Raw genomic sequence first — 12,666 nt, forward strand, 5'->3', positions numbered from 1 at the left:
CAGTTACCGGAAGGGGGGATGGTATATACTCCACAGTAAACCGTAGTTTCCCGGCGGGGCCGGGACGCTGTTAAAGCCGGCTCAAGACGTTGTTCGTGCGTATTCCGGCTGGCTTACGTTGAGGGGGTGCTGCAATGACCGGTTCGGTTCTGCTGATTTATAACCCGAATTCGGGCTATTTTATCGAAAACAGTGTTGAGAACATTGAACCGTTTTTTACCGAGCTGGTGCAGCAGTCCGCTGCTTCCATTCAGTTAAGCTTCCTGCCGTTGACAGCACTTAAGACTGTCAATTTAGTAAAACATCTCAAACGTCTGGCCGTTGATCAGGTCTGGGTTGCGGGAGGCGACGGTACCGTGATCAGCATTGCCGGCCAGCTCGAAGGCGAGCAGATTCCACTGGGTATCCTGCCGCTTGGTACCATGAATCTGCTGGCAAGAGATGCGGGCATGTCGCTGGAACTCACAGAGGCCGCAGAACAACTGGTCAATGCCAGACCGGTTCTGATTGATATGGCCTTTATGAATGATAAGCCTTATCTCTGCCTGTCGAATATTGGTATGTCGACCCGCCTCACCGCTCTGCGGGAAGCCCTGCGGCAACATCGTGCCTGGTCTCGCTGGCCCTTGATGTGCTTCTACCTGTTACGTTTTGTAGTCAAGTTTCCGGCAATGGAGGTTGAATTGGTTCAGGATGGCCGTTGTCATCGGTTGAAGACCCGGTCGATCTCCATCAGTAATAATCGATTATCGGATTCGGGTGGTCTGATCCCCAGACGTAACCAGCTCAATTGTGGCGTACTTGGTGTCTATGCGGTGCGCGACCGTTCGCTCTGGACGCTGCCACGTATGGTGCTGCGATTGTTTAGCCGGGACTGGTTTGGCGATAAAGACCTGCTCAGTTTTGAGGCCACTCAGGTTGCCATCCGATTTAAAAAGTACCGTAAGGTGGTCTCGGTGATGTGTGATGGTGAGCTGAGTCAGGAGGCGCCCCCTCTTGAGTATCGGATCAGGCCTCAATCGGTCATGCTGCTTTGTCCCGGAGAGCAGAAGTGAGCCGTCTTGCACATATTTCAGATTTACATTTTGGCCGGCATAACAAAGAGGTTATGGCGGGGTTACTTGATACTCTGGGAGAGCTTGATCCGGATCTGGTGGTGATCAGTGGCGATCTCACCCAGAGGGCGACCCACAAAGAATACCGGAAAGCGCAAAGGTTTCTGGCCGGGTTGATCTGGCCCAGTCTGGTCATCCCCGGTAATCACGACATTACCGCTTATCATCTTGCAGAGCGGTTGTTTTATCCCTGGCGTAAGTGGCGCCGCTATATCAACCCCGAACTGGAACCGGATACCCGTTTGCCGGGATTGCGGGTAATGGGCGTGAATTCCGCCCGACGATTCGGCTGGTATCTGGACTGGTCAAGAGGGCGTATTAATCAGGATCAGACAGAGATGGTTGCCCGGCAGGCGGCTACCGCTGCAGAAACCGACCTGCGCATCATGGTTGCGCATCATCCGTTCTGGTTGCCCACCCTCAGTCTCCGGCGTCAGCTTATCGGGGGTTATGAAGAGGCGCTGCCGGCGCTTAACGCCGCCGGTGTGGATCTGATACTGGGAGGGCACATACATCTGCCATTTTTCAAAATACAGGAGGGGGTGATCATCTCGCATGCGGGGACCAGTATATCCAACCGGTTGGTGAAGGGGCAGGCGAACAGTTTTAATATCATCGAAGGGGATCGTCAGCAGCTACGCATCAGCGTCATGGAATGGGACGGCAATAGGTTCAGTGAGCGTCAGGCTAAGAGTTTCAGGCGCGGCCGGGGAGGCTGGGACTGACCACACCTCCTGCTCAAGCTGCAATTCGCAAGGGTTATTACTGCCGGGCCCAGTCAAACGGACACCCTTTACAGCCCTCCATGTAGGTCGCCTGAAAAGTAGCGAAATGCCGGCGCACGCCGCTGAAGTCAGCATTCTCCAGTGAGGCGGCATTGAGTTTAGCTTCCTGAACATTCGCATTGCGCAGGTTAGCTCCGCTCAGATCTGCCTTGATCATCCAGGCCATCTCGAGGTTCGCAGCCTGCATATCTGCCTGACGTAATTTGGCACCGCTGAAACGGGCGAATTCCAGATTAGCGCCCCTCAGGTTCGCCTGTTTGAAGTCTGCACCCTGGGCAAACAGGGCCCAGCCATGAATTGCTTCAAGATTGGTCTTGTGCAATTTCGCACCACGTACCGATGCATGCCGCAGATCAGCACGGGCCATATTAGCCTGACTCAGATTGGCTTTTTCAAGATTGGTGTTTTTCAGCAGCGTATGACGCAGATCGGCGCCTTGCAGATTAGCACCCTGAAAATTTGCGCCGCTGAGATCCAGATGCCTGAGGTCGGCACCGGACAGATCAGCGCCGGGGCACTGAGTGGCAGCCTTGAGCTGGCAGCCGTTGATCATGAGATCATCGGCTGTGACCGGTTGCACGGCCAGCAACAGGGCTAAAGTAAGAGGTGTACGCATAAGCTTTTCTCCGAAGAGTCCCACCCGGTTTAAAGCCGGGCGGGCAGGGAAGGTCGGTTAGTGTTTTGGCAGTTTGAAGACCCAGAAAGAGCCGCCCTGTGTGACCGGTTTAGTCAGGTCAGCCATATCGCCGCCCCAAAGTGGTACTGCACCGCCATAACCGCTGGCGATCCCAATGTACTGCTGGCCATCCTGTTCCCAGGTGATTGGCGAGGAGACAATGCCGGATCCGGTCTGGAACTTCCACAGCTCTTTACCGTTTTTGGCATTAAAAGCTTTAATGAAGCCATCACCGGTACCGGTGAAGATCAGGTTGCCTTTAGTGGCCAGCACGCCTGCCCAGAGTGGCAGTTTCTCTTTGTGTGACCAGACAATTTCACCCTTCACCGGATCAACCGCACGCAGAATGCCGACATGGTCGTCATACATTTTACGGATACGGAATCCCTGACCGAGATAGGCAGCCCCTTTTTTGTAGTGCACCTCTTCGGTCCAGTAATCCTCTTTCCAGTGGTTAGCGCCGAGATAGAACAGTCCGGTGTCCTGGCTGTAAGCCATTGGGTTCCAGTTTTTACCACCGAGGAACGGAGGTGATACTTCAACGGATTTTCCGCGTTTCTCGCCCGGTTCAGGTTTGGGTGGGCGCTGGCCTTCCACCTCGACAGGGCGACCGGTTTTCGGATCGATATGGGTCGCCCAGGTGATGTTGTCTACAAACGGGAAGCCGCGAATAAAATCACCGTTCTTACGGTCGACAACATAGAAGAAGCCATTACGGTCGGCATGACCTGTGGCTTTGACCGTTTTACCGCCATCCTGATATTCGAACAGCACCAGTTCGTTGTTGCCTGAGAAGTCCCAGGCATCATTCGGCGTATGCTGATAGAACCACTGCACTTCGCCGGTAGAAGGGTCGACGGCCACCTGACCTGAGGTATAGAGGCTGTCATAGTCGGCAGGGTTGCCGTCAGGCGAGGTGCGGGCCCAGCCGTTCCATGGAGCTGGGTTGCCGGCACCCACAATGATCATGTTGTTTTCAACGTCAAAGCTGGCGGACTGCCAGGGTGCACCGCCACCGTGGCTCCAGGCTTCAACTTTGCCAGTAGGAGAGTTTGGATCATCCGGCCATGACGGCGCTTTCGGATCGCCGGTCGGGGTGCTCTTCTCGCCGTTCAGGCGGCCATAGTGACCCTCAACGAACGGGCGCATCCAAACCTCTTCACCGGTATTAGGGTCACGCGCAAACAGTTTACCGATAACACCGAATTCATCACCAGATGAGCCGTGAATCAGCAGTACACGGCCGGTTTTCTGATCTTTGATGATCGTTGGTGCGCCGGTCATGGTGTAACCTTCCGTGTGATCGGCGAATTTCTTCTTCCATTTCACCTTACCGGTTTTCTTATCCAGCGCGACAATGGCTGCATCCAGTGTGCCAAAGTAAACCAGATCACCGAAGATCGCTGCGCCACGGTTGACTACGTCACAGCAGGGGCGAATATCATCCGGCAGGCGATAAGCGTACTCCCAAAGTTTTTCGCCGCTTTTAGCGTCCAGTGCAAACAGGCGTGAGTAGGAACCGGTAACATAGACCACGCCATCATGCACCAGTGCCTGTGTTTCCTGGCCGCGTTGTTTCTCGCCGCCAAAAGAGAAAGACCAGGCAGGTACCAGCTTATCGATGGTTTTGTCATTAATCTCTGTAAGGTTACTCCAGCGCTGGGCCTTAGGGCCGATACCGTAGCCGAGGACATCTTCGGGCGTGTTGGCGTCATTTTTAATATCTTCCCAGGTAACCGGTTTGGCGGTTACAGACCCAGCAATCAGACCCAGACTGATTGCTGCACAAAGGGGCTTGAGCCCGCTGATTATTGTTTTTGTCATTTAGAACACCCTGTTATTGCTTCAGATGGTGATACACACGTTTGCGGTATCGCTGATTAATTCTCAGTTTGAAACAGGCTCTCGGACAACGGCAGTTCACCCCGCATTTACGGGTGCGTATCCCGGATATAAATGAAATAAACCCGCAGGTATTAGGGAAATTGCCCGTAGTAATCAGTGAGGATTAGTGCCTTGGTACTGCGCGTTGCCGCAGAAAGGGCTACTTAGGTCGCAATATGTGAGCGATCTCCTACCAAGGGAGTAGTTTTTGAAATCCAAAGTACAATTCTGAGGATTTTTGCACTGGCAATATCATATAGGCATCCCTGCTGAAGTGGGTGGCTTCAGTAAAGTAGAGATTCCACGCAGTGCTCTGACTTGGCAGAGATTGACCCGATCATTACATGAGTTTCCTTCGGGCGCGTGAACAGTATAAAAACTAAGTGGTGAATAAAGATGTCTATCAATAAGAAACTTATGAGTTTGACTGCCGCAGGTATGCTGACGGTTGCTGTTTCCGGCCAGGTTCTGGCGCATGGTGATGTGACTCCACAGAATGTGGACATTGCTGGCCTGTCTCCTCTGGGTGAAGAGTGGCTGGATCAGAACCCATACAATGAAGACTACGAGAACCGTGATCTTGCGGTTAAGATCGGTGAGTCTGCTTATACACAGAACTGTGCCCGCTGCCATGGTCTGGATGCCATCTCCGGTGGTATTGCTCCGGACCTGCGTTATCTGGAACCAGGTATCGAAGGTGATGAGTGGTATCAGTACCGCGTTGTGAATGGTGCGGTACGTGATGGCCGTGTTTACATGCCGAAAATGGCGGAGCATCTCAGTCAGGAAGCACTGTGGGCAATCCGTGCTTGGCTGGAAACTCGCTATGTTCAAGAATAAACAGTCGCTTCTTAATGTCGCTCTGTTTACTTGCGCCAGCCTGCTCAGCAGCCTGGCGCAAGCGCGTTATTACGATGACGTAATTGCCAGCGGCTATATCAAAATAGGTTTTTATAAAGATTTTCCCCCTTACTCCTATCTGGAAGAGGGCAAGCCCGTCGGTGTGGATGTAGAAATTGCCAAACGCATCGCCACGGGACTGGGTGTGGAGTTTCAGCCGCACTGGATTACACCCGACGAAAATCTGGAAGATGATCTGCGTAACAACGTCTGGAAAGGGCATTACCTCGATAAGAATGAGGAGAACCCGCTGGCGCTTAAAAATATCGCAGATGTCATGATGCGCGTACCCTATGACCGTGAATACAGCTACATGCAGGATTCTACCGGTGCTGTAATCAACGATATGGTGGTCATGTTCGGTCCCTATCAGCGCGAGAGCTGGCAGGTGGTTTATGACGGCCGGAAAATGGATGACGTATCAACACTGGCCGTTTTCCAGTACCACCCGATCGGAGTTGAGATTGACAGTCTGCCCGATTTTTATCTGACCTCTGCGTTTGGCGGGCGGATGCGGGATAAAACTCACCATTACACAAATGCCCGTGAAGCCTTTGCCGCAATGGAAAAGGGTAAGGTTGATGCGGTAATGGCGATGCGCGCTGAAGTTGACTGGTTGGTGGCAAGAAGCAAAGACCCGAACTTTAAACTGGCTTCGAACGGCTACCCGACTATGGGTAAACAGAAGTGGGATATCGGCATGGCTATCAAGCATACCTATCGTCAACTCGGCTATGCCGTGGATGACATTGTTGCCGGTATGGTTCGTTCGGGTGAGATGGAAAAGATCTACAATCAATATGGTTTGCGCTACGAACTTCCCGGGTTTTACCAGGAGGTCAGTCAGCAATAGGACCTGCTGCGTACCTGCTACGTAGTCCCCGAAAATAACAATAAGAGGGATGAAGATGATCAGAAAAACGGTTGCTGCCTACCTGTTGAGTACTCTGCTGCCGGGTGCGGCTATGGCCGGGCAGCCCGATCCGCTCAACTCGCCGCTATGGGACTACATGCGACAACGCTATATCGGGGATCAGGCCTATGAGTTTGATCCCCGGGTAAAAGTCAGTGTCCCGGATTTTGCAGAAGACCCCACCCAGGTGCCCGTCAGTATCGATGCCGAAGCATTGGCGGGTAATATTCAGCGCATTGTGGTCTGGGCAGATCTCAATCCCATTCAACACATATTCACCTATTACCCGCATCCCCGCGTGGTTCCGCGTGTTTCTCTTCGCATCAAAGTTCAGCAGGGTACTGCGGTTCGCGCCGCAGTACTGACCAAAGAGGGAATCTGGCGTATTGGCGGTGGTTATCTCGATGCTGCCGGAGGTGGCTGTACCACACCCAGCGCTGCCGCGGCGAACCCCTACTGGGAAAGTCATCTTGGCGAGATGAAGAGCCGGTTTTTCTCCCGCAACCAGGGTGGTCGTTATAAGTTTAAAGTGATCCACCCAATGGACACAGGGTTAGTCGATGCGATCCCTGAGTTTTATATTCAGCAACTGGTGGTTCGTGGTGAGCAGGGTGAAGATCTTGCCCGGATGGAGTTATCTCAGCCGGTCAGCGAAAACCCGGTCATCACGCTGGATGTACGTGACAGCAGCCGCCGGCACACTATCTGGATGCGTGATAACGGCGGTAATGAATTCGAGCAGGCGCTGTAGGAGGTGAGTATGAAAGGAATCTTCAAAGCGCTGCTTATTGGCTGTGTGTTACCACTGACCGCAGTTGCCGCGCCACTGCAATATGAGATGGATGCCCGTGAAGTAGTACCCGGCACCTGGGTGCTGCAGGGGAAGACCGAAGACTTTACCCGGCGTAATGGCGGCAATATTGTTAATACCGGTTTTATTATCACAACAGACGGAGTGCTGGTAATTGATACCGGTCCGTCACTGAAATACGGTCAGGCGATGAGGCGCTTCATCGAGTCTAAAACTGATCAGCCGATCCGTTATGTGTTCAATACCCACCATCATCCCGATCATTTTCTCGGAAATCAGGCATTCGCAGACAGTCGCATCGTTGCCCTGAAAGGTACCGGGGAGCAGATTGCAGCGCAGGGCGATGGGTTAGCAGAGAACATGTACCGTATGATCGGTGACTGGATGCGCTCAACCGAGGTTGAGCTGCCGCAGGAACAGATAGAACCGGGCGTGCTTGAGGTGGGTGGACATCGACTCAGGTTGCTGGCGTTTAGGGGTCATACCGGTGCTGATCTGGTGTTGCTGGATGAAACCAGTGGGGTCTTGTTTGCATCTGATATGGTGTTCTACCAGCGCGCACTGACTACCCCGCATACTCCCGGGTTGCAGGTCTGGCTGACTGAACTCGATCAGCTCAGTGAGATTGAGTTCAGATACCTTGTACCGGGGCATGGCCCGGTCGTGCAGGATCAGCAGGCCTATCGACAGATGCGTGATTATCTGCGCTGGCTGGATCAGATCCTGACGGAGTCGGCTGAACAGGGCCTCTCCATGACCGAGGTCATCAGGTTGCCGATACCGGAAGAGTTTGCCTCTGTTGCATTAAGCCGTATGGAGTTTATTCGTACGGTGGCGCATCTCTATGCAAAGTATGAGGAAAAAGCATTCTGAACCGGGGCAGAGCCCGGTTCAGGCAGGCTTATCAGGAACGTCCCAGCATGCGCTGCAATGTCCCATCCCTGTCGATCAGGCTGTGTTTGAAGGCTCCCGCTATATGCAGGGCAAGGGCAAAGATCAGGAGGTTGGCGCCGCCACCATGAACAGCTCCAGCCAGCGATTTTAACCACTCAATCTGGTAGCCACTTGCGCCGATCAGCTCAAGGCCAAACATCTCAATCGGTCGACCTCCTGCGTAGCTCATTAACATGCCGGAAAACGGAATGAAAATTGTCGCTGCCAGCAGGAAGGTATGGGTCAGTTTGGCGGCTTTTAACTGCCAGTCGGGGGTTGGGCTGAGTGGGGCGGGTAATCCCTGTTTGAGGGTGTAAAGTAATCTGAAGACGGCCAGAGTCAGTACCAGAATGCCCACTGATTTATGCAGGCCCATCAGGGTACCTTTCATGGCGGAGCGCTCCATCTCCTCGACGATCATGCCAAAGATCAGATTAGCGATCATCAGGATCGCGATAATCCAGTGAAAGCCGATGGTAAGGCGGGGCAGGCGGGTAAATGCAGGCATTGTTGTCTCCTTGATATGTAATTCCCTGATTATCCTCTGGCCTTATCTCCGCTTAAAGACAAGGGGGTGTAAATCTGTGTAAAGAAGGGTTAAGCGCTTTCCTTCAGATACCAGTAACCACGGCGCTTTCAGCGGGGTATCTCCAAATTGTGTGGCTGGTATTACTACCAAGTGATGAGAAAACTACTCCCGCTGTTGAATTGTTGAAAAACCCCATAAGCAAAACAATTGCCTGCATGATTCGGGAAAAATTCCCGGCTCTCTGCTAAAGCCAATAAAAAAATCCGTAGAGGAGCGCACAATGAAAAAATTCGCACTGTCTGCCTTGGTTGCTGCGATGTCTGTCGCAGGCACTGTACAGGCTGGTGTTACCGATCAGGACATCCTGAACGACCAGATGACTGTTGAGGATGTTGTTACCAACGGTATGGGCCCACGTGGTCAGCGTTACAGCCCGATGGACAAGATCAACACCAGCACTGTAAAAGATATGCGTCCGGTCTGGGCGTTCTCTTTCGGTGGTGAAAAACAGCGTGGCCAGGAATCACAGCCTGTCGTTAAAGATGGCGTTATGTATGTAACGGCTTCTTACTCCCGTGTATTCGCCATTGACACCAACACCGGTGAAGAACTGTGGGAATACAACGCACGTCTGCCAGACGGCATCATGCCTTGCTGTGACGTTATCAACCGTGGTGTTGCGCTGTATGATGACCTGGTTATCTTCGGTACACTGGACGCTAAACTGGTAGCGCTGGACGCTAAAACCGGTAAGGTTAAGTGGAAGAAAAAAGTTGAAGATTACAAAGCCGGTTACTCCATCACGGCTGCACCTCTGATTGCTAAAGGTAAAGTAATCACCGGTGTATCCGGTGGTGAGTTTGGTATCGTTGGTAAAGTTGAAGCCTACGATGCGAAAACCGGTAAGCTGGCCTGGAGCCGTCCGACCGTTGAAGGTCACATGGGTTACATCTGGAAAGATGGCAAGAAAATGGAAAACGGTATTTCCGGTGGTGAAGCAGGCAAAACATGGCCAGGCGATCTGTGGAAATCCGGTGGTGCTGCAACCTGGCTGGGCGGTACTTACGATCCTGACGTAGACCTGCTGTTCTTCGGTACTGGTAACCCGGCGCCATGGAACTCTCACCTGCGTCCTGGCGATAACCTGTTCTCCTCCTCTCGTCTGGCAATCGATCCGGACACCGGTAAGATCGTATGGCACTTCCAGACTACGCCACACGATGGCTGGGATTACGACGGTGTAAACGAGCTGATCTCCTTCGACTATAAGGAAAACGGCAAAACCGTTAAAGCGGCAGCAACGGCTGACCGTAACGGCTTCATGTACGTCCTGAACCGTGAAAACGGTGATTTCATCCGTGGCTTCCCGTTTGTAGACAAAATCACCTGGGCTAAAGGCCTGGATCCGAAAACCGGTCGTCCAATCTACGACGAAGCATTCCGTCCGGGTAACCCTGCTGACTCCAAAGATGGCAAGAAAGGTAAAGCCGTTGTAGCGATCCCATCCTTCCTGGGTGGTAAGAACTGGATGCCAGTCGCTTACAGCCAGGATACTGAGCTGTTCTACGTACCGTCTAACGAATGGGCGATGGATATCTGGAACGAACCTACTGCGTACAAAAAAGGCGCAGCTTACCTGGGTGCTGGATTTACCATCAAGCCAATGAACGACGAGTACATCGGTGTTCTGCGTGCAATGGATCCTAAAACAGGTAAAGAAGTATGGCGTCACAACAACTACGCGCCACTGTGGGGCGGTGTACTGGCGACCAAAGGTAATCTGGTATTCTTCGGTACACCTGAGGGTTACCTGAAAGGCCTGAACGCCAAAACAGGTGAAGTTGAATACGAATTCAACACCGGTTCCGGTATCGTTGGTTCTCCGATTACCTGGGAGCAGAACGGTGAGCAGTACCTGTCAGTTGTATCTGGCTGGGGTGGTGCGGTACCTCTGTGGGGTGGTGAAGTGGCCAAGCGTGTTAAGCACCTGAACCAGGGTGGCACCGTCTGGACTTTCAAACTGCCTAAGTAAACGACATTGCCTGCGACTGGGTGGCTGCGGCCACTCAGCCTGTCCCAGCAATCAAAAGCCAGCGCTAAGCTGGCTTTTTTCGTTCCGGGTGTAGGGCCTTGCCGCTATTATCTCTCGGCCCGGTTCGGCCCCTGTAGGAGAGGTGTCTCACCGCAAAGAAGTATAATCAGGGTTGGCGCAGGTTTATGTAGGGTGCAATAGCGTAGCGTATTGCACCTGACGGTGCAGGTAATTCCGCAGGGCGAGCCTATGGCGCGCTATGGAAACTACCTGACCGGGAACGCGTTTTAAACCAGATCAATGACAGCGTTAAACGCGACAACAACCCGGTCTTTAGCGCCAAAATAAGGCAGTGCTGAGTGTTTCAGGTAGGAAGGGAAGATTACGATCTGGCCTTCTACGGGCTCAAAATCCCAATACCCCTGCTGTGAAAGGTAAGCCGTACCCGGGTCGCCATAATGATCGGCATTATTGCGAGGATCATAAAACCGGTTAACACCGTTACGTGAACCCAGTTCACACTCGCCGGGGTCCAGATAGTAGATCCCGCACCATGAGCAGTTCGGGTGCGAGTGAATATCATGGTAACCACCGTTGTGGGTCACATGAAACCAGGACTCGATAATCTGCGCATCCCCCTCAGCACCTTCAGGCCAGTAGGGTGCATTAACTTCGGTTGCAACAGCCGAAAGCAGCTCCTCCAGCATCCGTCGTAACTCCATCACCGCAGGCTCCTCTGCTTCCAGAAAGCAGAGCTTGCTTTCGAAGAGCTGGTGCTTGGCATTAACCGCAACCTCGCTCGCAATCGCCTGCTGCTGGGTCTGCTGGTAACGGTAGATATAGTTCAGCAGATCCTCTTTAAGGAACTCATGATCGGGGTTACTGCTGACAAACAGAGGGGAGTTCCAGGCCTGAATTGACTCAACCTGTGGGGTATCGGAATACATGGATCGGTGCCTGCATGGTAAAAGAGGCTAGTTTACCCGCCTGGCAACGCTTTCACTACGTTTTCTGTGGCGGTCCGGAGGTACCTACCCAGCTTACCTCCAGTTCGTAAGATATCGAGCGGGCCAGACCATCCAGATCCGGGAACAGGGTGGCGTGGGTGATGTTCATACGGTACAGCGCTTCCATCGCCTCGCGGCGGATCTCAGGTGGGATAATGATCTTGGCCAGAATGTCGCCATCGTAATCGTAGTTATTGAGCAGCGTCTCAACTGATTCATCTATCCGGCCCGGCAGCATAAACGTGCCTGCCTGGGCAACGATACGGCGGTCCATCGACCAGGGTTCGCCCGGCCAGACCACGGGATATTCATTGGAGAGGAAATAGCGGTGCAGATTATTACTGTCACGCGGGTCAATCGCCTCACGCGTAAGCTGAGGCGCTTCCGGTGGGGTGGCCTCGTGCCATAACGCCGGCGTATTAACCGCCCAGACAGCCGCAGGGGCGGTACAGGAGTGAAGGGCGAAGTAACTGGCAACATAAGGCGATTTGGTAAAGTCCAGTAAGCGGGTCGGTGCGCCATGGTGCTGCATCAGAGCCAGACAGCGGAAGTCATCTTTCAGTACGCTGGTATCGTTGAGGAAATAGTGAGCTTTGCGGCGGAAAACCCGGATTGCGCGGTCTTCCTGCTCTGCCCAGGGGCGGTTGGTGACAAACTGTTTCAGTCTACGGGTGAGTGAGCTCTCAAGATTCCAGTCGGCGTCGGCCTGACCACGAAAAGCCCAGCCGCGAAGAGATTCGGATTCGACCAGAGTAAGAAACTCCTGCCAACTGGTTACTTCGTAAGCTTTAGTCATGCCGTTTCCCCTGTAGTATCACGCCGACCGGTCAGTTGCAGATAAAGGGCAACTGAGGCTGATGTTCCATTTTATATCCTGCCAATGTTGCAAGCTTGTGCGAACGCTCGCAATTAGACCTGGGAAGTAGAAATTAATGACATTTTTATGACTTTTTACTTTAGACCAATATGCCCGTTTCATGGGGCCTGAGACGGACGGGGGCCGCCCTAATTACTACCAAATGAGTAATTTTTCGATGCCAAGGAATGATACCTGTATTTCTCTGTGGGTAGCTAATATGAA

Annotated in this window: 12 protein-coding genes; 7 read left to right on the top strand and 5 right to left on the bottom strand. The window is 52.9% G+C overall.

Going from position 1 to position 12,666, the window contains the following annotated elements; all coding sequences use genetic code 11:
• The first annotated feature begins 134 nt into the window (after positions 1-134).
• The gene (locus QUD59_RS17090) at positions 135-1,055 is read left to right on the top strand and encodes a diacylglycerol/lipid kinase family protein (protein WP_286238457.1); all 921 of its coding nucleotides are present in this window, start codon (positions 135-137) and stop codon (positions 1,053-1,055) included.
• Positions 1,052-1,840, top strand: a complete 789-nt coding sequence (locus QUD59_RS17095) for a metallophosphoesterase family protein (RefSeq protein WP_286238458.1) — start codon at positions 1,052-1,054, stop codon at positions 1,838-1,840. The genes QUD59_RS17090 and QUD59_RS17095 overlap by 4 nt, the downstream gene beginning before the upstream one ends.
• A 37-nt stretch (positions 1,841-1,877) precedes the next feature.
• Here QUD59_RS17095 and QUD59_RS17100 read toward each other — a convergent pair whose 3' ends face one another.
• Both QUD59_RS17100 and QUD59_RS17105 read right to left on the bottom strand, forming a co-directional pair.
• The gene (locus tag QUD59_RS17100; protein ID WP_286238460.1) at positions 1,878-2,516 is read right to left on the bottom strand and encodes a pentapeptide repeat-containing protein; all 639 of its coding nucleotides are present in this window, start codon (positions 2,514-2,516) and stop codon (positions 1,878-1,880) included.
• A gap of 57 nt (positions 2,517-2,573) precedes the next feature.
• The gene (locus QUD59_RS17105) at positions 2,574-4,400 is read right to left on the bottom strand and encodes a methanol/ethanol family PQQ-dependent dehydrogenase (RefSeq protein WP_286238462.1); all 1,827 of its coding nucleotides are present in this window, start codon (positions 4,398-4,400) and stop codon (positions 2,574-2,576) included.
• Between the two features lie 456 nt (positions 4,401-4,856).
• Here QUD59_RS17105 and pedF point away from each other — a divergent pair, with 456 nt between their 5' ends.
• From pedF to QUD59_RS17125, 4 genes are read left to right on the top strand one after another with little or no spacing between them, the layout of a single operon-like run.
• Positions 4,857-5,300 (top strand): cytochrome c-550 PedF, encoded by a 444-nt coding sequence (pedF, locus tag QUD59_RS17110; RefSeq protein WP_286238464.1) that lies wholly within the window; start codon positions 4,857-4,859, stop codon positions 5,298-5,300.
• Positions 5,287-6,213, top strand: a complete 927-nt coding sequence (locus QUD59_RS17115) for a substrate-binding periplasmic protein (RefSeq protein ID WP_286238465.1) — start codon at positions 5,287-5,289, stop codon at positions 6,211-6,213. Before pedF ends, QUD59_RS17115 begins: the two co-directional genes overlap by 14 nt.
• A gap of 55 nt (positions 6,214-6,268) precedes the next feature.
• Complete coding sequence (locus QUD59_RS17120) at positions 6,269-7,024, top strand: quinoprotein dehydrogenase-associated SoxYZ-like carrier (RefSeq protein ID WP_286238466.1); 756 nt, start codon at positions 6,269-6,271, stop codon at positions 7,022-7,024.
• A gap of 9 nt (positions 7,025-7,033) precedes the next feature.
• The gene (locus tag QUD59_RS17125) at positions 7,034-7,957 is read left to right on the top strand and encodes a quinoprotein relay system zinc metallohydrolase 1 (RefSeq protein ID WP_286238467.1); all 924 of its coding nucleotides are present in this window, start codon (positions 7,034-7,036) and stop codon (positions 7,955-7,957) included.
• Between the two features lie 31 nt (positions 7,958-7,988).
• Here QUD59_RS17125 and QUD59_RS17130 read toward each other — a convergent pair whose 3' ends face one another.
• Positions 7,989-8,525 (bottom strand): cytochrome b, encoded by a 537-nt coding sequence (locus QUD59_RS17130; RefSeq protein ID WP_286238468.1) that lies wholly within the window; start codon positions 8,523-8,525, stop codon positions 7,989-7,991.
• 301 nt (positions 8,526-8,826) lie between these two features.
• Between QUD59_RS17130 and QUD59_RS17135 the strand changes: the two genes are divergently transcribed.
• Entirely contained in the window at positions 8,827-10,578 is a 1,752-nt protein-coding gene (locus QUD59_RS17135) for a PQQ-dependent methanol/ethanol family dehydrogenase (protein ID WP_286238469.1), read from the top strand.
• Between the two features lie 287 nt (positions 10,579-10,865).
• Here the strand turns inward: QUD59_RS17135 and QUD59_RS17140 are convergent, their stop codons facing one another.
• On the bottom strand, positions 10,866-11,525 hold the full coding sequence (locus QUD59_RS17140; RefSeq protein ID WP_286238470.1) for a putative 2OG-Fe(II) oxygenase: 660 nt from the start codon (positions 11,523-11,525) through the stop codon (positions 10,866-10,868).
• A gap of 55 nt (positions 11,526-11,580) precedes the next feature.
• Positions 11,581-12,381 carry an FRG domain-containing protein gene (locus QUD59_RS17145; protein ID WP_286238471.1) on the bottom strand — a complete coding sequence of 267 codons (801 nt, stop codon included), beginning with the start codon at positions 12,379-12,381 and terminating at the stop codon, positions 11,581-11,583.
• Positions 12,382-12,666: the final 285 nt, after the last annotated feature.

The organism is Neptuniibacter halophilus, assembly GCF_030295765.1.
Classification (GTDB): Bacteria; Pseudomonadota; Gammaproteobacteria; order Pseudomonadales; family Balneatricaceae; genus Neptuniibacter; species Neptuniibacter halophilus.

Excerpts from the sequence above, each read along its gene's own strand:
- QUD59_RS17140 (WP_286238470.1), bottom strand. The coding sequence starts at position 11,525 with ATGTATTCCGATACCCCACAGGTTGAGTCAATTCAGGCCTGGAACTCC.
- QUD59_RS17125 (WP_286238467.1), top strand. The coding sequence starts at position 7,034 with ATGAAAGGAATCTTCAAAGCGCTGCTTATTGGCTGTGTGTTACCACTG.
- QUD59_RS17115 (WP_286238465.1), top strand. The coding sequence starts at position 5,287 with ATGTTCAAGAATAAACAGTCGCTTCTTAATGTCGCTCTGTTTACTTGC.
- QUD59_RS17100 (WP_286238460.1), bottom strand. The coding sequence starts at position 2,516 with ATGCGTACACCTCTTACTTTAGCCCTGTTGCTGGCCGTGCAACCGGTC.
- QUD59_RS17130 (WP_286238468.1), bottom strand. The coding sequence starts at position 8,525 with ATGCCTGCATTTACCCGCCTGCCCCGCCTTACCATCGGCTTTCACTGG.
- QUD59_RS17090 (WP_286238457.1), top strand. The coding sequence starts at position 135 with ATGACCGGTTCGGTTCTGCTGATTTATAACCCGAATTCGGGCTATTTT.
- pedF (WP_286238464.1), top strand. The coding sequence starts at position 4,857 with ATGTCTATCAATAAGAAACTTATGAGTTTGACTGCCGCAGGTATGCTG.
- QUD59_RS17145 (WP_286238471.1), bottom strand. The coding sequence starts at position 12,381 with ATGACTAAAGCTTACGAAGTAACCAGTTGGCAGGAGTTTCTTACTCTG.
- QUD59_RS17120 (WP_286238466.1), top strand. The coding sequence starts at position 6,269 with ATGATCAGAAAAACGGTTGCTGCCTACCTGTTGAGTACTCTGCTGCCG.
- QUD59_RS17135 (WP_286238469.1), top strand. The coding sequence starts at position 8,827 with ATGAAAAAATTCGCACTGTCTGCCTTGGTTGCTGCGATGTCTGTCGCA.
- QUD59_RS17105 (WP_286238462.1), bottom strand. The coding sequence starts at position 4,400 with ATGACAAAAACAATAATCAGCGGGCTCAAGCCCCTTTGTGCAGCAATC.